Genomic DNA, 22,496 nt, shown 5'->3' with positions numbered 1-22,496 from the left:
ATCAACTCACGATGGGACAACTCGTCACAGGCCTTCGACAGGATGGCGATCTGCTCGCCCATCCCCGCCAACGCCTCCGACACCACCTCCACACATCGAACACTAGTTCGGACCACCGACACCTCCGACCGCCAGTGTGACCAGAGAAACCCAAGTGACAGAAGAAAATCCAGTGACTCACACCGGTGCGACAAACCAGCGTTCGAGCAGTCTTTCCAGCGCACGTACATCACCGGCATCGCCTGCCGCGGCGAGGTATCCGTCCGGCCGGACAAGCAGCCAGCCGCCGCCACGGTCAGCACGTGTCGACACCACGCCGTCCCACCGTCGCGCCACGTCGAGGGCGGCGCCGTCGTCGGTGAACAGTGTCAGCGCACTCAGGTCCAGTGCGTCATACAAACCGTCCACATCCGGCACACGATCACCCGCACCGAACTCGCCACCTCTATAGTCGGCCGACAACTGACCGAACATCGAGGCCGCCGTGTTCTGAATCCGATTCCTCCCGAGGGCCTTTGGCGCGATGCGAATCCGGATCGCGTGCACCAGAACGTTCGTCGAGTTGAAGATCCGCGTACCGATCTCGGTGAAGCGAATGAGCTTGCGGATCACCGGTAGACGTTCTGACGAATATGTATCTAGGAGTTCAGGTTTCGCCCGACCGTCGAGTACCATGGCCAGCTTCCAGGTGAGGTTGATCATGTCCTGGATACCGAGATTCATCCCCTGGCCACCCGCCGGACTGTGCACGTGGGCGGCATCGCCACCGAAGAACACCCGCCCCGATCGCAGCGTCTTCATGTGCCTGCTGTTGATCCGGAAGCGCGAACTCCAGTTCATCGAGTGCAAGCGCGCGGGGATATGCGCAACGCGGTCGTAGAGCAGCTGGATGTGCTCCACCGTTGGCTCGCCCATCTGCCCGGCGACCTCGTCCGGGTCGGTCGCCATCACCCGGAAGCGACCCTCACCCATCGGGAACAGCGCGATGAATCCGTTGCGCGCCAGGAAGATCGACACTTGATCCTGTGCGATGTCCCCGTCCACGTGCAGATCGGCGAGCACGTAGTTGTGGGGGAGCGTTCGGCCCGGGAATTGCAGGCCCAAACTCTTGCGCAACGTGCTGTGCGGACCGTCGGCGGCGATGACGTAGGCCGCGCGCACCGATTCCTCGGAGCCCCCGGAGCTGCGCAGCGTCACCTCCGCGTGATCCGCCAGCCCACGCACTGCGGTGACCTCGACGCCGCGTTCGACCTTCACGCCTTGGCACTCAATCCGCTCGGCGAGCAACCGTTCCGTCTCCGATTGCGCAAGCATCAGGATGTAGTTGAAGTCGCTTGCCATCCTGTGCAATTCGATGGGAGCAAGCTTTCGACCCCCGGCGTAGAGCGCGGCGGCGCCGGCTTTGTTGCCGAGCGGGAGCATCTCCGTGCCGACACCTCGCACGCGCAGGAGTTCCAGTGTGCGGGCCTGTACCGCGAGGGCGCGCGACTCGGGCGACGCGGCGGCTGCGCGGTCGACGATGCGCACCGGTACGCCGAGCCGGGACAACTCCAGCGCTGCGGTCAGGCCTGTCGGTCCGGCACCGACGACCAGGACGGGTATCTCAGCCGGCGCGTTCATAGCCGCTCCTCCACTAAGTCAACAATTGGTGACTCAAACGATAGACCGATGAGACCGGAAGTCAACAGTTGGTGACTTATGCAACGCCGAAGCGACGCGCGTCGACCCAGCGCTCGTCATCCGCTACTTCGGAAGCGAACAGCGGTTGTTCGCCACCGCAGCAGAGTTCACGCTGCACCTGCCGGACCTCCGCGGCATGGCGCCCGACGGCATGGCCACGCCGCGCTACGCGCTGGAAGTCCCCGCCGCCAGATCGCTCGGCCACGACGAACTCGCCCGGTGGGCACGGCCGCTCATTCGCAGGCTCCTCGTCGGACCACCCCAGGAGTGACACGAAAGTTGACGCGTGTTCTAGTCGAGGGGTGCTGGACTACACCCACGTCGACGGATTGAGTGCCGAGGACATCGAGCGGCTACGAGCCGTCTACGAACCGCTGACCGGTTCGGTGCGCGAGCTGATCGACGCGACGATCCGGACCGAGGTCGACGCCGACGTCGTCGCCACAGCCAAGGCCGAGATCGAATCCGCGACCGCTCGGCTCCGCGGCGTGCAGCGCGACGGCGCGTTCGGGATCCAGTTCGGCGCGGAGGGCGAGTCGATGCCGTGGGGCAACGCGGTGATCGGCGTGCGCAACCCCACCGCGCCGCCGCTGGTCATCCACAAAGAACCTGACGGATCCGCCTGGAGCGACTTCTATCTCGGCGCGGCCTTCGAGGGCCCGCCAGGACACGTGCACGGCGGGGTGTCGGCCAAGATTCTCGACCACGTGCTCGGCGACGCTGCGAGCAAACCGGGCGTGCATCGGCTCACCGGAACGATCACCGTCCGCTATCGCCGGCTAACCCCGCTGGGCCGGTTGCACTCCGAAGCACGCATCACCCACACGGACGGTTTCAAGACCTACGCGACGGGCCACATCGCCGACGACACCGGCATCACCGTGGAGGCTGAGGCTGTCTTCATCGAGCCGCGGTGGGCGAGGGGCTGACGGAGATCCCCGACAGACTGCGGGTGATCGCGGCGACCTCGGCGACGAGTACGCGGGTCGGACCGTCGTCGGAGCCGTGCCGCGGCATGGCCTCACGCAAGCGCTGCTCGGCGGCCCCCAATTCCGCCGCGTCGACGGTCCACGGCGACGCGGCTGTCGGTGGATCGCCACACAGCGCTTCGACGTATTCGTCGACGGTGAGCACGAACTCGCGCTCGGCCGTCGCCGGACGGGCCGGCAGGTGCGCCTCCAGCGTCGTGCACGAACTGGTGACCGCGTTCAGCGCGGTGCGGTAGGAGCGAAGCCAGTGGCGTAGGTCGCGGGACTCCAGCCGCATCGCACCGGTGGTCGCCTCGAACGCCGCCCTCGCCCGGTAGGCCCGCTGCCACGCCGAGGTCACCTCGTCGGCCGGACTGTCGAGTTCGTGCACGTAGCCCTTGATCACCGTTGCGGCATAATCGATTTCGGTCTTGAGCAGTTCACCGGCACGCTGGGCAAGCCGCGTCAGCTCGTCGTCGGGCAGCACGACGTGGGCGATCACGGCCAACCCGCCGCCCACGAGGGCGGCCAGCAGGGGATCGCTCATCGCCGGCGGCACATCGGCGCGGCCCGCGTCGAGGAGGAAAACCGCCGATGTGGTTACCGCCGCCGATACCGCGACGTAGCCGAACCCGGAAACGACATAGGTGATACCGATGACGACAACGGCGAGCACTGTCGATACCGCGACAGAGAAGTCGACGACGAACAACAGGGTAGAGGCGATGACGATCCCGGCGACGGCGCCGGCAAGCCGTCCGACACAACGGGTGTAGGTGTGCGCGGTCTCCGGACGCAGCACCATCAGCACCGTCAGCGCTATCCAGAAGCCGTACGGACCGCCGGCGTAACGGTCGATACCGCACGCGAGCGCCACCGCCACCGACAGCCGCACGGCGTGCCGAAGAACGGGCGAGTGCCACATCAGATGACTGCGCACACCGCGAATCGCCGAGCGGACCGAGGTCGGCAGCTCGGGGCGCCGCAACCGCACGGCGTCAGGTGTCGACGGCACGAAGTCACCGAGCCTCATCGCCACAACCTCGTGTAGGAGTGCCGAGAGCCGTTGCACCACACCCGATTCAGAACCCGTCGCATCCTTGGCGACACTGTCGAAACGACCGATGGCCACGTCGGTGCCGACACGCCCCGAGCGGCCGGTGTCGGCCACCGCCGTCATCGTGTCCGCAGCTTCCTGCAGCACGCGGGACAGCGCCTCCGACCGCGGGACGCCGGCCGCGTCGGTCAACGTTGCGGCGATGCGCTCCGGCAGCGCATACCAACCGCGGTACACCGCGGGACGCCGCCGGTTGGCGCCGTCGCCGGTCGTGAAGGCTTCGCGCAGCGCCACGAGCGGCTCGGGGTCTACCGTCCACCCGTCACCCGCGCTGCCCTCACCGAGCTTTCGGGCGTCGGCCGCCAGCGACCGGTATGCGGCCACGAGCGCGTCGCGCTGCGTACGCCAGCGCTGGGGCGGCCAGACCGCGATCACCAGCGCCTGGATCAACCCACCCGTGACCGCCAGGACTGTCGTGACAACTGTCGTCGCCGGCGTCGGCGCCACCGGTGGTGCCACCACCAGCAGTGCTGCTGACGCCGCGCCGATCAAGCCGGCGTTGGGTCCGTGCGCCCACAGCATCGCGGCACCGAAACACCACAGTGCGACCACGGCGACGAACAGCACGGAGTACGCGGCCGTCAACGCGCCGAGCAGCACCGCGATTCCTGACAGTGCCGACACCAGATAGACCAGGGGCACCCGTGAGCGCGGACTGTCCTGGAACGCCGTCGCGGCTGCGAACGCCGCCGTGCCCACGACCGCGGGCACCGACCCCGGCGGCCCCCACAGCACCGCGACCGCGGCGACGACTGCCACGCCTGCCAGACTGCGAGCGAGCGCAGCGAGGTCCGGCAGCAGCGGTCGTAGCGCCAGACCTGTGATCATGACTCCATTCTGACCCGGCTATGTTCGGCGAGTGGAGAAAGTCATCATCGCCCTGCGGGGCGCGCCCGGCGACGACGCCTGGTGCACCCGGCTGCGCACCGAGACTGCGGAAGCTCTGCTCGGCGCCGGTGTCCCCGGGTTGAGCGTGAACGTGCGCGATGCGGCCGTCACCGATTCCCTGATGACCCTGACGACCCTCGAACCCCCGGTGATCGCTTTGGTCAGCGTGTGGACCTCGCAGTACTACGGCGATCAGATCCGCACCGCGACAAGAGTGTTGAGCGACGCGTGCGAACAGGTGGCGGCATACCTGGTCACCGAGTCGGTGCCGCTGGCAGCACCGCCCACCGAGCCCGGGCAGCGCACCCCCGGTTTCGCAAATGTCGCCTTGCTGCGCAGGCCCGACGGGCTCGACGAGCGGACGTGGCTTCACCGCTGGCACCACGATCACACCCAGGTCGCGATCGACACCCAGTCGACCTTCGGCTACACACAGAACACCGTGGTGCGGGCGCTGACAGAGGACGCGCCCCGGGTGGATGCGATCGTGGAGGAATTGTTCCCGATCGAGGCGGTCTCCGATCTGCACGCGTTCTTCGGCGCCGCCGATGACGCAGATCTCAGCGACCGAATGACGAAGATGGTCGCCAGCACAACAGCATTCGGCGCCAACCAGAACGTCGACACCGTGCCCACGAGCCGCTACGTATTGCGTGACCCGTTCGCCGCGCAGGATACGCTGCGGCCGTGACTCTGCAGATCAGCGACGACAACCGGGTCCGCACCCTGGTCCTCAACCGTCCGGAGGCGCTCAACGCCTTCAATCAGGAGCTCTATCTGGCCACCGCGACGGCGATTCGCGAGGCCGCCGACGACCCCGAGGTCGCGGTCGTGCTCATCACCGGAGCGGGCCGGGCATTCAGCGCGGGCAACGACCTCAAGGAGATGCAGGCGGGCATCGCCGACGGATCACTGACCTCCGAAGGCAGCCACTTCACCACCATGATCGACGCGCTCACCGAGCTGCCGAAACCACTGATCTGCGCGGTCAACGGCGTCGGCCTCGGTATCGGCACCACGATCCTGGGTTACGCCGACCTGGTGTTCATGTCGACGGCAGCCCGGTTGAAGTGCCCGTTCACCAGCCTGGGCGTGGCGCCCGAAGCAGCCTCGTCCTATTTGTTGCCACAGCTGGTCGGCAGGCAGAACGCGGCATGGCTGCTGCTGTCGTCGGAGTGGGTTGACGCCGAGGAAGCGCAGCGCATGGGCATCGCGTGGAAGGTCTGCGAACCCGACGATCTGTTGCCGGAAGCCCGTAGGCACGCCGAAATCCTTGCGGCGCGCTCGATTCCGAGCCTCGTGGCGGTGAAGAAGACGATCGTCGCGCCGTATCGCGCCGAGATCGCCGCGGCTACCCAGCGGGAGAATGCACACTTCCAGGAACTGCTCGGCGGGGTCGCGAACGCGGCCGCGCTGGCCGAGTTCACCGGGAAGAGCTGACGGTCACCGACGGGGTGGTCAGCGCACGCTCTCGCGCTGTTGATCGACGACCTTGAAGTGGGCCTCGATCATCGCCCGCAGCGTGCGCCTGCAACGTCCGCAATCGCCGCCGGCGCCGCAGGCCTCGGCGATCTCGCGAGAGGTCCGCGCTCCTTTGGCCACGACCTCGTTGACCACGTGACTCGTGGTGCCGGTGCACAAGCAGACGAACACTGCTAATCACCCCCGCCGACGCTCATGAGGTGCGCGAACCGGCCGACGAAGCGCGTCGGGTAGGCACCCATCCCCGCATTGGTCATCCACTCCGCGGCAGCGTCCGGATGTTCGATCCACTGCCGCGCGCTGGTCTCGTCGGCGATCTCCTGCAGGATCAGCACCTCGTGACCGTCGTCGAGGGCACGGTAGACCCAGATCTTGCGCACGCCGCCGCGCTTGAATCGCTCGAGACCGTCGTGGACCTTCTCCATCAGCGTCGCGACGTCCTCGACAGACGACATCACCCCGACGACGACCCGCCCGACGTGACCCTCGGGGCTGTTGCCGTAGAGGTCGATCTTCTCGACGACCTCGCCGCCGAAAATCGGGGGGATATCGTCCGCGCCGGAAATATTGAACCATTCGAAAATCGCCGGCGAACGCAGGACATCCCGAATGGAGCGCGCCTGCCGAATACCGATTGTGACGAGTACACGCCGGGGTTCCCAAATCGATTCATACAGAACAACATGGTGGGCGCCGATCGAAGAAAGGCCGTCGCGATGCTTGTTCAGCCATTCCCACATGACATCGAGATCGTCGACGCGGAAATCGCAGGCAAGGATGAATGAGTGGAGGTCGTACTCACCCATTGGTTACCCTTACCTATAAATGCGGCCTAACGGTTAGCGCAGTCTAACCTTACTTAGCGTAGCCAGTCCAGAGTGGGGGCCTGATCTGGGCGTCACGGCCGGCAAACTTCCGCAAAACCCATGCTCGACAGGCCTGAGGACGAGCTCGGAACCCCGTTTATGGACTAGATTGAAAGTGCTTGTACGCAGCCCGTGCAGATAGCGCACGCCATCAGCCAACGATGTTCTTAGGAGCAAGTCATGCAAGGCGATCCCGAAGTTCTGAAATTGCTTAACGAGCAATTGACGAGCGAATTGACGGCGATCAACCAGTATTTTCTGCATTCCAAAATGCAGGACAATTGGGGCTTCACCGAATTGGCTGAACACACCCGCAAGGAATCATTCGAAGAAATGGTTCACGCGGAGAAGATCACGGATCGAATCCTTCTTCTCGACGGCCTCCCGAACTATCAGCGACTCTTCTCGCTGCGTGTGGGCCAGACCGTCCGCGAGCAGTTCGAGGCGGACCTGGCGATCGAGTACGAGGTGGTCGGGAGGTTGAAGCCCGGTGTCATCATGTGCCGCGAAAAGGGCGACGCCACGTCGGCGAACCTGTTCGAGGAGATCCTTGCCGACGAGGAACTGCACATCGACTACCTCGAAACGCAGCTGGAGTTGATGAACAAGCTCGGGGAGGAGCTCTACCTCGCCCAGTGCGTTTCCCGGCCCCCGCACTGACGCCGAGAGAGGTTCGGGTCCCGCACCCGCGGGAATCTCCTGCCTGAGTACCGTAACTTCCATAGGCCATCTAACGATGTTCTAGGGGAGTCACGGTTCACCAGGAAGGCAGGTATGACAGCGACGCCGGCAGCAGGTCCTGATACCAGCACACCCTCAGCCCGTTCCGAGCCCGCGCCCGTCAGCACCCACCGCAGAAACGTCATCTTCGTCGCGGTGGTGCTCGGCATGCTGCTGGCGGCGCTGGACCAGACCATCGTGGCGACGGCGCTGCCGACCGTCGTCGCCGATCTGGGCGGTGCCGGCCATCAGTCGTGGGTCGTGACGAGCTATCTACTCGCATCCACGATCGCGACCGCGATCGTGGGCAAGCTCGGTGACCTGTTCGGACGCAAGGTCATCTTCGCCGTCGCGGTGCTGTTCTTCCTCGTCGGCTCCGTTCTGTGCGGAATCGCGTCGTCGATGGAGATGCTGGTCGCCGCGCGCGCCCTGCAGGGCATCGGCGGCGGCGCTCTGATGGTCACGGCGACCGCGCTCATCGGCGAGGTCATCCCGTTGCGGGACCGCGGCCGCTACCAGGGCGCCCTCGGCGCCGTCTTCGGCGTCACCACGGTCATCGGGCCGCTGCTGGGCGGATACTTCACCGATCACCTGACCTGGCGATGGGCGTTCTGGATCAACGTCCCGATCGGCATCGTCGTGCTCATCGTGGCGCTGGCCACGATCCCGGCGCTGAGCCGGCGCGGCAAGCCCGTCATCGACTACGCAGGCATCGTGCTCATCGGCCTCGGCGCCTCGGGCCTGACACTGGCCACCAGTTGGGGCGGCAGCACCTATGCCTGGTCGTCGCCGATGATCATGGGACTGTTCGTCGGCTCGGCCGTCGCCCTGGCCGCCTTCGTGCGCGTCGAGTTGCGTGCCGAGGAGCCGGTGCTGCCGATCCGGTTGTTCGCCAGCCCCGTGTTCACCGTCTGCTGCGTGCTGTCGTTCATCGTCGGTTTCGCGATGCTCGGGGCGTTGACATTCCTGCCGACCTTTATGCAGTTCGTCGACGGCGTCTCGGCGACCGAATCGGGCTTGCGCACACTCCCCATGGTCGGAGGGCTGCTGCTCACCTCAATGGGCAGCGGTGTGCTGGTGAGCCGGACCGGCCGCTACAAGATCTTCCCGGTCGTCGGCACCGCGGTGATGACACTCGGCTTCGTGCTGCTGTCGCAGATGGATGCCACCACCCCGGTGCTGCAGCAGAGCCTGTACCTGTTCGTCCTCGGCACCGGAATCGGCATGTGCATGCAGGTTCTGGTCCTGATCGTGCAGAGCACCGCGAGCTTCTCCGACCTCGGTGTCGCGACTTCGGGCGTCACCTTCTTCCGCACCATCGGAAGTTCCTTCGGCGCAGCCATCTTCGGTTCCCTGTTCGCGAACTTCCTCGACAGCCGAATCGCGGGTGCGCTGGCCGCCGGTGGCGCGCCGCCGGAGGCGGCCCAGTCCCCGCAGGTGCTGCACCGGCTTCCCGACGCGGTAGCGGCACCCATCGTCGAGGCGTATTCCGACTCGCTGGGCCTGGTGTTCCTCTGCGCGGCGCCGGTCGCGGTGATCGGCTTCATCGTCGCGCTCACCCTCAAGCAGGTGCCGCTGCGGGACATCGAGACCACCGCCGCGCTGGACATGGGGGAGGGCTTCGGAATGCCCTCCTCGGATGACCCGGAGAAGCTTCTGGAGACGGCTGTCGGCCGCCTCGTCCGGCACTCACCGGAGATCAAGCTTCGCAGCATCGCAGGGACCCACGGCTGCGAATCCGACATCGCGCTGCTCTGGGCGCTGATCCAGACCTACCGTCAGAGCCAGGTCTTCGGCTCGGCTCGGCTGACCGAGATGGCTGAACGACTGCGGGTACCACCCGAAGTGCTTGCGCCGACATTCGACAGGCTCGTCGAGTGCGGCCACGCGCTGCGCGCAGGCGACCAGATCTGGTTGACGCAGTCGGGTGCCCAGCAGGTGGCGTGCGCGACCTCGGCTCTGGTGGGCAGGATCGTCGAGAAGCTGGAGACGTCGCCGACCTTCGAGGGGAGGCCCGACCGCAACGAGGTGGAAGCGGCACTGGAGCGCATTGCGCAGCGACTCCTGGTGCAGCGCGACTGGAACGACGACCGCGCGGAACTCGCCACGGCCGGAAAGTGAAACACGTTACAATTTTTGCCCATGAGCCGCATTGGAGATTTCGCCGACGACGACGTGACCGCATTCGCGGTGAAGTCACCTGAACTCGGCACGGCCATGGCCCAGTTCACGAACGCGGTGTACACGAAGAGTCGCCTTCCGATGCGGACCAGGGAAGCAGCGCGCATCGTCATCGCCTACGCCAACGAGTGTGTGGTGTGCCAGAACACCCGCGACTCCGAAGGCGAGGCCAATGGCATCAGCGAGGAGTTCTACGACTACGCCACCCAATGGCGGACATGGCCGGGCTACAGCGACGCGGAGCGCATCGCGATGGAGTTCGCCCACCGCTTTGCCACCGACCACACCGCGCTGCGCGAGGACGAGGACTTCTGGGAGCGCGCCGCCGTGCACTTCGACGACGAATTGCTGACCGACCTCGCGATCTCGTGTGCCATGTGGGTCGGCATGGGCCGAATGCTGCGCACCCTCGACATCGGGCAGACCTGCAAGATCACGCTGTAAGTCGAGTCGGTCGGCGGCACAATGGCTGACATGGCCGCCAAACCTCTCGCCGCTGCTGCCATCGCCCAACTCGAAGCAGACGGTGTCGCCACCCTGATCGGTACGGTGGTGAACCCCGCAGGGCTGACCCATGCCAAGACCGTTCCGCTGCGCCGGATGGGCTCGTTCGCCGATCCCGGACTCGGGGCCAGCCCGGTGTGGCACGTGTTCACCATCGACCAGACGGGCATCGTCTTCGGCGATTCGACCGGCGTGGTCGGCGACCAGCGCATCCGCATCGACCTCGGGGCCTTGCGCATCCTCGGCGATGGATTGGCCTGGGCGCCAGGATCTTTCCACGACCAGGCCGGAAACCCCGATCCGTACTGTAGCCGCGGCGCGCTGCGCAGGGTGGAGAACAGGCTGACCGAGGCCGGCATCAGCGCCGCCGTGGGCCATGAGATCGAGTTCGTCCTCGTCGGGCCAGACGGCGCCCGGCTGCCCGCGCATCTATGGGCGCAGTACGGCCTGGCCGGCGTGCTCGAACACGAGGGGTTCGTACGCGACGTCACCGCGGCGGCGACGGCATCCGCGGTCGCCATCGAGCAGTTCCATCCCGAGTACGGGATGAACCAGTTCGAGATCTCGCTCGCGCCGCAGCCGCCTGTGGCCGCCGCCGACCAGTTGACGTTGATGCGGATCATCATCGGCCGCGTCGCCAGAAAGTACGGTATGCGCGTCAGCCTGTCTCCCGTGCCCTTCGCCGGCAGCGTCGGTTCCGGTGCGCATCAACACTTTTCGCTTTCACGCGACGATGTGCCACTGTTCTCCGGCGGTGATGGCCCCGCCGGGATGATGTCAGAGGGCGCCGCCGCGGTCGCCGGCGTGCTGGCGGGCCTCGAAGATGCGCAGGGCGTGCTGAGCGGATCGATTCTGTCGGGGCTGCGCATGCAGCCCGGGAGTTGGGCGGGAGCCTATGCCTGCTGGGGCACCGAGAACCGGGAAGCCGCTGTGCGGTACCTGACCGGCGGCGAGGCCAACCCGTACGGCGCCAACGTCGAGGTGAAGATCATCGACCCGTCCGCCAACGTTTACCTCGCGTCGGCGGCAATCCTCGGACTGGCGCTCGACGGTATCGAGAGCGAGCTCACCCTGCCCGGCGAGGTCGCCGTCGATCCGTCGAAGCTGACCGACGCGGCGCGCGCCGAGGCGGGGATCACCGTGCTGGGCACAGACCAGTCGGCAATCCTCGACACCCTCGACGCATCGACCAGAATGCGCGGCATCCTCGGCGACGCCGTCGTCGACGCGGTGCTGGCGGTGCGCCGCTACGAGACCGAGACGTACGGCGAACTGCCGCCCGAAGAGCTCGCCGACAAGTTCCGGCTTGCCTGGAGTGTGTGAGTGACGGCGCTGCGCGACTACGTCGAGGCGGTTCCGCTGATCGACCATCACGTGCATGGCTGCTGGCTGAACCCGGTGGACCGCACGCGGTTCGAGAACGCGCTCAACGAGGCCAACACCGAAGCGCTGGCCGACTTCGATTCCGCATTCGACACCCAGCTGGGGTTCGCGGTACGGGCCCATTGTGCACCTGAGATCGGCCTCGCCCGGCATGCCGATCCCGACGCGTACTGGGGTGCGCGCAGCGCAATCCCGGAAGCAGACCTGGCGCGGCGACTACTCGGCGGTGCGCGCGTCTCGGACTGGCTGGTCGATACCGGATTCGCCACCGGCGTAGCAGATCCCGCCGAGCTGGCCGGCCTCGGCGTCGGCCGGGTGCACGAGGTGGTGCGGCTGGAGACGATCGCCGAAGAGGCCGCCCGGGCGCCGGGGGACTATGCCGCGGCATTCGACCAGATCCTGTGGCGGCGCGCCCGCACCGCCGTCGGCACCAAGTCGGTGCTCGCCTACCGGGGCGGATTCACCGGGGATCTCTCCGAGCCGTCTCCGGCAGAGGTCGTCGCCGCGGCGGCACGGTGGCGCGATGCCGGCGGCACGCGGCTGACCGACCGTGTGCTGCTTCGCTTCGGTCTACACCGCGCCCTGCGGCTGGGAAAGCCTCTGCAGTTCCACGTCGGCTTCGGCGACCGCGACTGCGACCTGGATGCGGCGAATCCGCTTCACCTGCTCGACTTCCTGCGTGTCAGCGGTGACACCCCGGTGATGCTGCTGCACTGCTATCCCTACGAGCGCGAAGCCGGCTATCTGGCACAGGCGTTCAACAACGTCTACCTCGACGGCGGGCTGTCGATCAACTACCTCGGCGCACGCTCGACGGCGTTCATCGGGCGACTGCTGGAGATGGCCCCGTTCCGCAAGATCCTGTATTCCTCCGACGGATTCGGACCCGCCGAGCTACACCATCTCGGAGCGCGCCTGTGGCGCAACGGGATCGGCACCGTACTGCAAGGTTTCGTCGACGCGGACGAATGGAGCGAAGCCGACGCGATACGGGTGGTCGATCTGATCGCCCATCAGAACGCCAGGCGTGTCTACGGAATCTGACCCGACGAACGAACTAGCGCACGCCGCGCAGCAGCCGGCCCGGCCGTGCACCGGTGTCGGCCCCGTGGCGCCGCGTCACCACACCACTGACCACGGTGGCGTCGTACCCGGAAGCGCCCTGGATCAGCCGGCGACCTCCCGCGGGCAGGTCGTAGACCATCCGGGGCACATCCAGGCGCAGGGCGTCCATGTCGATGACGTTGATGTCGGCCTTCTTGCCGACACCGATGACGCCCCGGTCCGACAACCCGAAAAGCGTTGCGGTGTCCAGGGTCTGCTTGCGCACCACAGACTCCAGCGAGAACTTCGGGCCGCGGTGGCGGTCGCGGGCCCAGTGCGTGAGCAGGAAGGTGGGGTAGGACGCGTCGCAGATCAGCCCGCAGTGGGCGCCGCCGTCGGACAAACCCGACACCGTGCCCGGATGCGACATCATCTCGTAGATGGCGTCGTGGTTGCCGTCGGCGTAGTTGAAGAACGGCAACATGAGCATCGCGGTCGCGTTGCCCTCGAGCATCAGGTCGTAGAGCGTCGCCAGCGGATCCTCGCCCCGGCGCGACGCGATCGCAGCGACGGTCATGTCGGGCGTCGGTTCGTAATCGGGCGGATTGCCCATCGGATAGATGCGGTCGAGAGCGTTCTGCACCAACGCGAACAGAGCGTCGAACATCGGCACCGGTTGCGGCGGCAGATCCGTCTCGCCCAGGATGGCCGCGCGCACCGCCGGTTCGGCGAGTTTCGCGGCGAGCTCCTCGGATCCGTACTTGGCCTTCAGCGCCCGATAGGTCGGACGGTGCGTGAAGGCGTGATATCCGGGAAAGCCGAACAACATCCCGAACGGGCGGGCAGCGAACTGCCCGTATACCGCGAGCCCGTTGTCGTGTGCCTTCCCGATCCGATCGAGTTGTTCGCGGTAGAGCGTCGGAGCCCCACCGGTTTGCAGGAGTGTGAACGACACCGGCCGGTCGATGTCCTCGGCGATACGGGTGAGCAGGTCCAGCTCGGTCAGCGACGCCGCATCGTTCTCTCCTGCGGTGCCGGCGGGCGAACACTCGAAAACCGCCTGTCCGCCGGCGGCCATCGCGCGGCCGAGACCGAGCAGTTCCGCCTCGACGGCATAGGTACCCGGCATCACGGTGCCGTCCAGGGCACGGTGCGCTTCGGTGCGCGACGTCGAAAAGCCCAGTGCCCCAGCCTCGATGCCTTCCCGGACCAGGCGCGCCATCGCATCGATGTCCTCGGCCGTGGCGTCCTCGTTGCGGGCGCCGCGGTCGCCCATCACGTAGCCGCGGACCGCGCTGTGAGCGATCTGCGTGCCGTAGTCGATCGCCAGTTCGCGCTTGCCGATCGCGTCGAGGTATTCGGGGAAGCTTTCCCATTCCCAGGTGATGCCTTCGGCGAGCGCGGAGCCGGGGATGTCCTCGACACCCTCCATCAGCTCGATCAGCCACTGCTCCTTGCCCGGCCGCACCGGGGCGAAGCCCACGCCGCAGTTTCCGCTGACCACCGTGGTGACCCCGTGCAGGCTCGAGGGTTCCAGCGTCGCATCCCAGCTGACCTGTCCGTCGTAATGGGTGTGGACGTCGACGAATCCGGGGGCGACGATGCGTCCCGTCGCGTCGATCTCCTGCGCTGCCTCGGTCTGGAGCGCGGATTCGCTGCCCTCTCGGCGCCGAATCTCGACGATGCGCCCGTCCTTGATGCCGATATCCGCCTGGAAACGGTCGGCGCCGGTGCCGTCCACGACGGTGCCACCGGTGATCTTCACGTCGAGCATGCGTCTCTCCTCAAACCAGTCCGGTCGCGTCGAACACCCACGACATGTCGGCGTTGGCAAAGTCGGCCAACCAGGTGGGCGGGGCGTGGTTGGCCAGTGCCCCCATGTCCCAGTAGTCCTTCCACAACGTGATCTTCCCGCCCTCGACACGGTGCACCGTGACGAACTGCAGGACGGCGGATTCACCTGTGGCCCAATGCCATTCCTCGTGGTGCTCGTACATGACGTCCACGCCGTTGCTGACCATCAGGCCGGTGAAGTTCTGGTAGGAGGTCAGCGGTTCGATACCGATCTTGAGCCGCTTCACGATGTCTTCAGGGCCGCGCGCCGCGGCCGTCGGCCCCACCGGCATGTCCAGGTAGATACACTCCGGCGCGAGGAAGGTCTTCAGCGAGTCCCAGTCGCGCGCCGACAGCGCCTCCCACATGCCGTATACCGCGGCTTCGACCTCGCCAGTACGTGCCATCTGGTCAACCGACATGTGCCAGCACCTCTTTCTGCGCCTGTGAGCGCGCGGCGAGCGCCGGGGCTCGGTGGGCGGCGCGAAGGAAGCGACCGGTGCGTTGCGTTCCCACGACCGGGGTGAGTCCACCGTCGAGGAACACCGCCTCGCCACCGACGAACACCGCGGTCACGGTGTCGTCGTTGCGGTTCACCATTCGCGACAGCCCGCCGTACTGGTCGACCCGTTCTTCGGCGTAACCGTCGAGCGACGCATCGAGCCGCTCCGGGTCGAGGATCACGATGTCGGCTCGGTCGCCCAGGCGAAGGTGGCCCGCATCGATCCGGTACCAATCGGCCAGCTCACCGGTCAACCGGTGGACAGCCTGCTCAATGGTCATGAATGGCTGGCCGGATCTCCCCGAATCCCGGACGTGGCGCAGCAGGCGCAGACCCATGTTGTAGAAGGCCATGTTGCGCAGGTGGGCACCGGCGTCGGAGAAGCCCATCTGGATGCCGGGGTCGCGGGCCAGCTTCTTCAAGACCTCGGGGCGATGGTTGGAAATGGTGGTGCGCCAGCGCAACCCCTTGCCGTGTTCGAGCACCAGATCGAGGAACGCGTCGACCGGGTGCACGCCGCCTCGATCGCGGCCGACCTCGCCGAAGGATTTCCCGACCACCGACGCGTCGGGGCAGGCGACGATCGTCGCGTCGAAGAAATCGCGATGCCAGACCCGCATGCCGAACTTCGCGTCGTAGTCCTTGCGGAAAGCGCGCCGGTAGTTCTCGTCGCGCAGAAGGTCGTTGCGCTCCACCTCGTTCTTGAGATGCAGTGCGGCCGCTCCCGACCCGAATTCCTCGAAGATCACGAGGTCGATCCCGTCGGCGTACACCTCGAACGGCACCGGCAGATGCTGCCAGCGGAAATCTCCGCCGAACCGGTTCGCGAGGCGCGCCAGGGGACCCATGAGCTTCACGGCGAACGGATTGGACTTGACGTCGGCCGCCGAAAGCAGGCTCGTCTTGAGCGGGTTACGGATGACGCCGAGAGACTGGAACACCTGCGAGGCGATGTTCAGCGGGTTCTCGATGTCGGGGCCGGACTGCAGGACGCGCCCGGACCGGCGTAGCAGAGACTTCAGCCGCCGCAGCTCGCGGGGTTTCGCATAGGTGGACGGCAGGGTTCTCGACCGGCAGACGTCACCGTCGAGCTTGTCGAAAAGTAACTGCTGCGAGGACATTCCGACAAAGCCGGCACGCAGCGCCTCGGTGAGCATCTGCTCCATCTGCGACTGTTCGGCCCTGGTGGGGCGCTCATCCTTGCGAGTGGCGCGATCGAGGCCCATCGTGGCCGCCCTCATGTCGGAGTGGCCGATGAACGCGGCCACATTGGGGCCGAGCGGGCGGGCCTCGAGGGCCTCGATGTACTCCTCTCCGTTGGACCACGTCTTGTGCTGATCGACCGCGGCGATGACGTGTTCACGAGGAATGGCCTCGACCCTGCCGAAGATGTCGCCGGCGTCGACACCGTCGATGTAGACCGTCGACAGCGAGCACGATCCGAGCAGCACGGTGGTGACACCGTGGCGTAGCGACTCCGACAGCGACGGCCCTCCGAGCACCTCGACGTCGTAGTGCGTATGGATGTCGAGCATGCCGGGCAGCACCCACTTGCCGTCGGCGTCGATCACCTGCGGGCATCCTGTCTCGTCGAGGTCGCCGTCGGCGATGGCGGCGACGTGGCCGTCACGGATGCCGAGAGTGCGCACCGCAGACGGGGCACCCGTGCCGTCGAACCAACGGCCGTTGCGGATGATCGTGTCGTACGTCACTTTTGTGCCCACAAGGCCCAATCGAACAGTCCGCGAAGTCACGTGTCAACGAAATCGGTGAACAGATTTTCGTGTCTGTCTACTCGCGGCCGCCGGTGGGGTGTTCGCGCGTACTTTCAAGACGTGACGCCGCTGCAGCGCTATATCGCAGAAGAGATCGCCACCGACCACGTCGACGGGCTCCTGTCCAGACGGGAAGCGCTCCGCCGACTCGCGCTGCTGGGCGTCGGGACCGCGGCCGCCACCGCGCTGATCGCCGCGTGCGGCCAGAACGAGGACCGGGCCGAGAACACGGCAGCCGAGTCGCCGTCCCCGCCTCCGTCGACAGCCGACGCCGCCGGTCCGCCGCCCGGAATGGACAAGGCGCTTCCGACCACGCCGATCACGTGGGCCGGGCCGAAGGGGGAGTTGCAGGGCGCGTGGGCCTCCGGGGCGAGCGGAGCGACGGGAGATGGTGCGACGCCGAATGCCAGGGGCGGGATCCTGGTGATCCACGAGAACAAAGGCCTCAACGACTGGGTGCGGTCCGTAGCGGGCCGTCTGGCGGGGGCGGGGTACTCCAGCCTGGCCATCGACCTGCTGTCGGAACAGGGCGGCACGGCGACCTTCGTCGATCCGGCCGAGGCGACAGCAGCGCTGGGCAACCGCGACCCCGAGGACATGGTCGCCGACCTCAGGTCGGGCATCGCCGAAGTCCAGAACCGCACACCCGGTCTGAAGGTGGCGGTAATCGGGTTCTGCATGGGCGGAGGTCTCGTATGGCGGCTCTTGGCCGCAGGCACCCCCGAGCTGGCCGCGGCTCTTCCCTATTACGGCCCGACACCGGACGACCCGGATTTCGCAGGGTCCGAGAACGTCGCGGTGTTGGGCTTCTACGGGGAGCTCGACCAGCGGGTCAACGCCACCGAACCGGTCGCCCGAGCCGCGCTCGAGGAAGCAGGGCTGGTGCACGAGCTCGTCACCGAACCCGGCGCCAACCACGCGTTCTTCAACGACACAAGCGACCGCTACGACCCCACCGCCGCCGCGGACGCGTGGACACGCACGCTGAATTGGTTGAGTACCCACGTGGGCTAGTGGTGGACCGGCCACCTGCTGTTCGACAACCCGCCGACTCGTCGTTGCGCTACGAACATCCCGGCACGTTGTGATGCAGCCATGCGGGTCGTTCAGGTGGCGAACTTCTACGGCCCGCGTTCCGGTGGACTGCGCACGGCGGTCGACCGACTCGGTGCCGAATATTGCGCCGCGGGCCATACCGTCTTCCTGATAGTGCCGGGTCGGCAACACGAACGGACCACACTGCCCTCGGGTGTCATCCGGGTCAGCCTGCCCGCGCGCCTCATCCCCTTCACAGGCGGCTATCGCGCGGTGCACCCGCGCCCCGTCACTGCTCTGCTGGAACAGCTCAAGCCCGATGCGCTGGAAGTCTCGGACCGGCTCACCCTCCGGTCGCTGGGCCCGTGGGGGCGTCGACATGGCGTATCCACCGTGATGATCTCCCACGAGCGATTGGATCGGCTTGCGGCGCAGATACTTCCGATGCCTGCCGCCCGCGCGGTAGCCGACGTGGCCAACCGCCGTACGGCGGCCAACTACGACGCCGTCGTGTGCACCACCGCGTTCGCGCGGGAGGAATTCGACCGGATAGGCGCGACCAATCTGATGACGGTGCCCCTCGGTGTCGACCTCGATCAGTACCACCCCCGATGGCGCTCGACCGCCGTGCGCGAGCAGTGGGCCGGACCGAACCAGCTGCTTTTGGTGCACTGCGGCCGGCTCTCGGTGGAGAAGCATCCCCATCGCAGCATCGATGCCCTTGCCGCACTTCGCGATTCGGGGGTCGACGCCAGGCTGGTCATCGTAGGCGAGGGACCGCTGAGGGCACGTCTGGAGCGGCAGGCAGTCCGACTGCCCGTCGATTTCACCGGCTACATCGGCTGCCGCGACACCGTCGCGGGCATCCTGGCCAGCGCCGACATCGCGCTGGCGCCCGGACCCCACGAAACCTTCGGCCTGGCGGCTCTGGAAGCACTGGCCTGCGGCACCCCCGCGGTGGTCTCACGGACCTCGGCGCTCGCCGAGATCCTCACCCACGACAGCGGCGCAACCGCCGACAACGACCCCCGCGCCATCGCGCACGCCGTCGCGACGGTGCTGACCCGCCCCGAAACCCAGCGGCGCCATTCCGCGCGGCAACGGGCAGAACAGTTCACCTGGCCGCGCTCGGCCGCCGGAATGCTCGACGCACTACAGGTCCGTTGAGCCAGGTCCGTTGGGCCGAAACGCAGGCGGCACTGCTCTACGATCCAGGGATGTTCCGTACGTTCGCCGTCCTGGCCGCCACCGCGTCCCTCCTCGGAACCGCGACGGCAGTCGCCGGCGCGCAACCGGAGCCGACGCCGCAGAACGTCGAGGGCTGCAATTACAACCTGTCCGCACCCAGCGTCGTGACCGTCTCCGGCACGACAATGGTCACCGCAGTCCTCACCGTCGGGGCGTGCAACGGTGCCACCACCTTCGAAACCGCGGCCTGCATCCAGATGCAGGGGAGCAGCGGGGCCGGTCAGTGCACGCAGGGCCGCGGCATCCTGCCCGCGCAGATCTTCTTCCAGCCCTACCGCCCGGGTGCCACTTATACCTCCACCGGCCGCGGATGCGCGTCGAAGGGAAACCCGCCCCGGAAGATCTGCCAGGAGAACGGACCGTTCACCGCCACCCTGTGACCACGACGGTTTAGGCCGATCAACCCTCGGGCATCCGAGCAATCAACGGGGTCGTCAACCGTGGCCGCCCCCGCGATCGAAGGAACCGGCATGGATACCAACACCATCGTATGGATCGTGGTCGCAATCGTCGCGATCCTACTCATCGGCGCCGTCGTGTTGGCGGGGCGCAAATCCAGGAACCGCCGCCGCGCGCAGGAGGCCGACCGCATTCGGGAAGAAGTCCACCACGACAGCCAGCGTGTGGAGCGCCAGGCCTCGATCGTGGAGGAGACCGAGGCCAAAGCCCGCGCCGCACAGGCGGAAGCAGAGGCCAAGGCAGCCGAAGCTGCCCGCCTCGCCGACACCGCGTCCAGCCGTCGCGATGCGTTGACGAGTTCGCAGGAGCATCTGAACGAACGCCGCCAGCACGCCGACAAGCTAGACCCGCGGGTGAAGCACAACGACCCGAACGGGCAAAACGACGCTCGACATGACGTCCGCGGGGGCGCCACCCACGGTGCCACCCTGGATGCCACCCATGACGCCCGCAACGACAACGTGCCGCAGGGCAACTACCCGAACTCGAACACCGAGGGGATGCGCCCGGACGTCGGCACCCGCTAGCGAGGCGGCGTCCAGGTCACCGGCAGCCGCTTGATGCCGTGGATGAACGCCGAGTGCAGCAGGTCAGGCTCGCCGGTTGCCTGGATGTCGGGCACCAGCCGGTGCAACTCCTCGAACGCCACGGTGATCTCGCGGCGCGCGAGGTTGGCCCCGAGGCAGAAATGAGCGCCGCCACCCCCGAAACCCACATGAGGGTTGGGGTGGCGGCCCACGTCGAACCGCCAGGGATCGGCGAACTTCGACTCGTCGCGGTTGGCTGAGCCATACCACAGCGAAACCTTGTCTCCGGCAGCGATTTTCACTCCGCCCAGTTCGATGTCCGCCGTGGCGGTGCGCCGCATGTACGCGACGGGGGAGGCCCACCGGACGATCTCTTCCACCGCCGTCGGAGCCAGGCCCGAGTAGTCGGACCACCACCGCTGCCGCTCCTCGGGATATCGACTCAGAGCCAGCACGCCATGGCTGATCGCGTTGCGCGTGGTCTCGTTGCCCGCGACCACCAGCAGGATGAAAAACGACGCCACTTCGGCAGACGTGAGCCGTTCACCGTCGAGTTCGGCCTCCACCAGCGCAGTCGTGAGATCGTCGCCCGGGTTGACTCGCCGGTCGTCGGCGAGTTCGGTCGCGTAGGCGCCGATTCCCATTGCCACGGAGACGAATTCGTCGAACTCGGTCGCGATGTCAGGATCTCCGAAGCCCAGGATCACGTTCGTCCAATGAAAGATCTTCTGGTGGTCCTGCTCGGGAATGCCCATCATGTCGCAGATGATCTGGAGTGGTAGCGGACCAGCCAATTCCGCGACCAGCTCTCCGTGGCCATCGGGATGGGCGGCGATCATGTCCTCGACCAGGCTGCGCGCCCGCAGCCGCACCGAATCCTCGATCAGGGCGAGAACCTTGGGCGTGAACGCGCTGCGGACGATGTTGCGCAACCGGGTGTGCCGGGGATCGTCCATCGCGATCATCGAACCGAAATACTCGGCAAGCTCCGGGGACTGATCACCTACCGTGATGCCGAGCGCCGAGCTGAACAGTTCGGGATGCCTGCTGGCGTAGAACACGTCGTCGTAGCGGGTCAGCGCCCAATGTCCTGCCACCTCAGACTCGGGATCGGCGACGTAAGACTGGTGAAAAGAGATCGGCGCCTCTCGGCGCAGCGTGGCGAACGCGCCCTCGCGCGCGTCGTCGTCCAAGCCCCAGAAGTCCCACGAGCCCAGATCGACATCCCTCAGCGGCACCTCCGGCGGGGCCACCCCGTTGACACGGGTGACATCGCCCAACTCCAAGCTCATCAGCCAAAGCGTAGGCCTCAGGGCCGGGCTTCATGCCCCTTTCTGCCGTGTGTTCGGCGGTCTTCTTTCATCCGCGCCTCGTGCAGATGACGGGCGCCCGCGACGAGCTCGTCGCGCACCCGGCGCTCGTGGTCACGAAACACCGACCAATAGGAATCATCGAACTCCTCGACGACCTGAAACGTCCACCTGCCTTGCAGCACATTGCGTCCGACGAGTTCTGTGCTCAACCGTTCGGCCACAGCGTCTTCGCCCGCCTCGCGCAACGCATCACACGCCTCGCCCAGCAACAGGTCGGCGTGCCCCATCAACTGATGAAACGAATACAGGTGACCTCTGGCCCGCTCCACGAACTCCAATGCTTCGGTCACCTTGCCGACGGCCTCCACCGTGGCGTCACTCGCGTCGCTCACCGAGGCGAAATACCCGCCCCGAAGGGGCGGCAATCACCCGGCTCCGCCCGCTCGATCTACGGTCGGGCTCCGCCCTCTCGATCTACGGTCGGGCTCCGCCCTCCACCGCCGCCCTTATGCGTTCCAGCGTCTTCCCCATATCCCTGAGATTTCGCCGCCTGCGCAACTGGCCGCCCAGCATCCCGTAGACCGCCATGAGGGGGCTCTGGTTCAGCCGGAAGGACTCGGTGACATCCGTGCTCGCACCAGCGGGTTCCAGCAGGTAATGCCAGTTGTTCACCGCCCGGTCGCCGAGGAGGACCTCGAACCCGAACTCGCGTCCGGGTTGGCACGCCCTGACCCGGCACGTCGTCCAGTAGACGGGCCCGATCTCGTTGCGACGCACGTGCCCGCGAAAACGCGCGCCCAGCGCCGGTCCGGTGGCCCCGTCGAGCCACTCGGCCTCGAAGGTCTCGGGAGAGAACTTCCCGATGTTGCGGACGTCGGCGATCAGATCCCAGATCTGCTCCGGGGCAGCCGCCATCGACACGGTCACCGAGCCGTGCATTCCCTGCATCTGTTGCGCTCCTCCGCTTTCAA

23 protein-coding genes are annotated in these 22,496 nt (G+C 66.7%); 13 read left to right on the top strand and 10 right to left on the bottom strand.

Going from position 1 to position 22,496, the window contains the following annotated elements; all coding sequences use genetic code 11:
• Window positions 1-177: 177 nt before the first annotated feature.
• Complete coding sequence (locus ACAG24_RS26120) at window positions 178-1,620, bottom strand: FAD-dependent oxidoreductase (RefSeq protein ID WP_370475309.1); 1,443 nt, start codon at window positions 1,618-1,620, stop codon at window positions 178-180.
• Window positions 1,621-1,765: 145 nt separating this feature from the next.
• On the opposite strand from ACAG24_RS26120, the gene ACAG24_RS26115 reads away from it, so the two are divergent.
• Complete coding sequence (locus ACAG24_RS26115) at window positions 1,766-1,951, top strand: hypothetical protein (RefSeq protein ID WP_370475308.1); 186 nt, start codon at window positions 1,766-1,768, stop codon at window positions 1,949-1,951.
• A gap of 31 nt (window positions 1,952-1,982) precedes the next feature.
• Complete coding sequence (locus tag ACAG24_RS26110) at window positions 1,983-2,609, top strand: PaaI family thioesterase (RefSeq protein ID WP_370475307.1); 627 nt, start codon at window positions 1,983-1,985, stop codon at window positions 2,607-2,609.
• Here ACAG24_RS26110 and ACAG24_RS26105 read toward each other — a convergent pair.
• Entirely contained in the window at window positions 2,581-4,593 is a 2,013-nt protein-coding gene (locus ACAG24_RS26105; RefSeq protein WP_370475306.1) for an FUSC family protein, read from the bottom strand. The genes ACAG24_RS26110 and ACAG24_RS26105 overlap by 29 nt on opposite strands.
• 31 nt (window positions 4,594-4,624) lie before the next feature.
• Here ACAG24_RS26105 and ACAG24_RS26100 point away from each other — a divergent pair, with 31 nt between their 5' ends.
• Both ACAG24_RS26100 and ACAG24_RS26095 read left to right on the top strand, forming a co-directional pair.
• The gene (locus ACAG24_RS26100) at window positions 4,625-5,344 is read left to right on the top strand and encodes an EthD domain-containing protein (protein WP_370475305.1); all 720 of its coding nucleotides are present in this window, start codon (window positions 4,625-4,627) and stop codon (window positions 5,342-5,344) included.
• Window positions 5,341-6,093, top strand: a complete 753-nt coding sequence (locus ACAG24_RS26095; RefSeq protein WP_370475304.1) for an enoyl-CoA hydratase/isomerase family protein — start codon at window positions 5,341-5,343, stop codon at window positions 6,091-6,093. Before ACAG24_RS26100 ends, ACAG24_RS26095 begins: the two co-directional genes overlap by 4 nt.
• A gap of 18 nt (window positions 6,094-6,111) precedes the next feature.
• Here the strand turns inward: ACAG24_RS26095 and ACAG24_RS26090 are convergent, their stop codons facing one another.
• Both ACAG24_RS26090 and ACAG24_RS26085 read right to left on the bottom strand, forming a co-directional pair.
• Complete coding sequence (locus ACAG24_RS26090; protein WP_370475303.1) at window positions 6,112-6,306, bottom strand: (2Fe-2S)-binding protein; 195 nt, start codon at window positions 6,304-6,306, stop codon at window positions 6,112-6,114.
• A gap of 2 nt (window positions 6,307-6,308) precedes the next feature.
• A complete protein-coding gene (locus tag ACAG24_RS26085; protein WP_370475302.1) occupies window positions 6,309-6,941 on the bottom strand; it encodes a fatty-acid--CoA ligase in 633 nt (210 codons plus the stop codon).
• A 240-nt stretch (window positions 6,942-7,181) separates the two neighbouring features.
• Between ACAG24_RS26085 and bfr the strand changes: the two genes are divergently transcribed.
• From bfr to ACAG24_RS26060, 5 genes are all read left to right on the top strand, one after another.
• On the top strand, window positions 7,182-7,661 hold the full coding sequence (gene bfr / locus ACAG24_RS26080) for a bacterioferritin (RefSeq protein ID WP_370475301.1): 480 nt from the start codon (window positions 7,182-7,184) through the stop codon (window positions 7,659-7,661).
• 114 nt (window positions 7,662-7,775) lie between these two features.
• Window positions 7,776-9,842: an MDR family MFS transporter gene (locus ACAG24_RS26075; RefSeq protein ID WP_370475300.1), complete on the top strand. Its 2,067-nt coding sequence runs from the start codon at window positions 7,776-7,778 to the stop codon at window positions 9,840-9,842.
• 21 nt (window positions 9,843-9,863) lie between these two features.
• Window positions 9,864-10,346, top strand: a complete 483-nt coding sequence (locus tag ACAG24_RS26070; protein WP_370475299.1) for a carboxymuconolactone decarboxylase family protein — start codon at window positions 9,864-9,866, stop codon at window positions 10,344-10,346.
• A gap of 21 nt (window positions 10,347-10,367) precedes the next feature.
• Window positions 10,368-11,729 (top strand): type I glutamate--ammonia ligase, encoded by a 1,362-nt coding sequence (locus tag ACAG24_RS26065; RefSeq protein ID WP_370475298.1) that lies wholly within the window; start codon window positions 10,368-10,370, stop codon window positions 11,727-11,729.
• A complete protein-coding gene (locus ACAG24_RS26060) occupies window positions 11,730-12,833 on the top strand; it encodes an amidohydrolase family protein (RefSeq protein ID WP_370475297.1) in 1,104 nt (367 codons plus the stop codon). It abuts the gene before it with no gap.
• A gap of 13 nt (window positions 12,834-12,846) precedes the next feature.
• Here ACAG24_RS26060 and ACAG24_RS26055 read toward each other — a convergent pair whose 3' ends face one another.
• The 3 genes from ACAG24_RS26055 to ACAG24_RS26045 are packed head-to-tail and all read right to left on the bottom strand — an operon-like array spanning window position 12,847 to window position 16,880.
• On the bottom strand, window positions 12,847-14,607 hold the full coding sequence (locus ACAG24_RS26055) for an N-acyl-D-amino-acid deacylase family protein (protein WP_370475296.1): 1,761 nt from the start codon (window positions 14,605-14,607) through the stop codon (window positions 12,847-12,849).
• Window positions 14,608-14,617: 10 nt separating this feature from the next.
• Complete coding sequence (locus ACAG24_RS26050; protein ID WP_370475295.1) at window positions 14,618-15,088, bottom strand: nuclear transport factor 2 family protein; 471 nt, start codon at window positions 15,086-15,088, stop codon at window positions 14,618-14,620.
• Window positions 15,078-16,880: an N-acyl-D-amino-acid deacylase family protein gene (locus ACAG24_RS26045; RefSeq protein ID WP_370475294.1), complete on the bottom strand. Its 1,803-nt coding sequence runs from the start codon at window positions 16,878-16,880 to the stop codon at window positions 15,078-15,080. The genes ACAG24_RS26050 and ACAG24_RS26045 overlap by 11 nt, the downstream gene beginning before the upstream one ends.
• Before the next feature lie 123 nt (window positions 16,881-17,003).
• Between ACAG24_RS26045 and ACAG24_RS26040 the strand changes: the two genes are divergently transcribed.
• From ACAG24_RS26040 to ACAG24_RS26025, 4 genes are all read left to right on the top strand, one after another.
• Window positions 17,004-17,957: a dienelactone hydrolase family protein gene (locus ACAG24_RS26040; RefSeq protein WP_370475293.1), complete on the top strand. Its 954-nt coding sequence runs from the start codon at window positions 17,004-17,006 to the stop codon at window positions 17,955-17,957.
• Window positions 17,958-18,038: 81 nt separating this feature from the next.
• Window positions 18,039-19,145: a glycosyltransferase gene (locus ACAG24_RS26035; protein ID WP_370475292.1), complete on the top strand. Its 1,107-nt coding sequence runs from the start codon at window positions 18,039-18,041 to the stop codon at window positions 19,143-19,145.
• A 50-nt stretch (window positions 19,146-19,195) separates the two neighbouring features.
• Window positions 19,196-19,606 (top strand): hypothetical protein, encoded by a 411-nt coding sequence (locus tag ACAG24_RS26030; protein WP_370475291.1) that lies wholly within the window; start codon window positions 19,196-19,198, stop codon window positions 19,604-19,606.
• A gap of 60 nt (window positions 19,607-19,666) precedes the next feature.
• On the top strand, window positions 19,667-20,212 hold the full coding sequence (locus ACAG24_RS26025; RefSeq protein ID WP_370475290.1) for a hypothetical protein: 546 nt from the start codon (window positions 19,667-19,669) through the stop codon (window positions 20,210-20,212).
• Here the strand turns inward: ACAG24_RS26025 and ACAG24_RS26020 are convergent.
• The 3 genes from ACAG24_RS26020 to ACAG24_RS26010 form a co-directional block, all read right to left on the bottom strand.
• Complete coding sequence (locus ACAG24_RS26020) at window positions 20,209-21,504, bottom strand: cytochrome P450 (protein WP_370475289.1); 1,296 nt, start codon at window positions 21,502-21,504, stop codon at window positions 20,209-20,211. The two genes, ACAG24_RS26025 and ACAG24_RS26020, sit on opposite strands and share 4 nt — an antisense overlap.
• 17 nt (window positions 21,505-21,521) lie before the next feature.
• A complete protein-coding gene (locus ACAG24_RS26015) occupies window positions 21,522-21,917 on the bottom strand; it encodes a hypothetical protein (RefSeq protein WP_370475288.1) in 396 nt (131 codons plus the stop codon).
• An 82-nt stretch (window positions 21,918-21,999) separates the two neighbouring features.
• Window positions 22,000-22,464, bottom strand: coding sequence for an SRPBCC family protein (locus ACAG24_RS26010; RefSeq protein WP_370475316.1), 465 nt, complete (start codon window positions 22,462-22,464; stop codon window positions 22,000-22,002).
• Window positions 22,465-22,496 lie beyond the last annotated feature (32 nt).

The sequence above is a fragment of the Mycobacterium bulgaricum genome (assembly GCF_041287165.2).
In the GTDB taxonomy this organism is placed as follows: Bacteria; Actinomycetota; Actinomycetes; order Mycobacteriales; family Mycobacteriaceae; genus Mycobacterium; species Mycobacterium bulgaricum.
The sequence above is the reverse complement of the archived record's forward strand: the minus strand, read 5'-3'. Positions and strand labels throughout refer to the sequence as shown.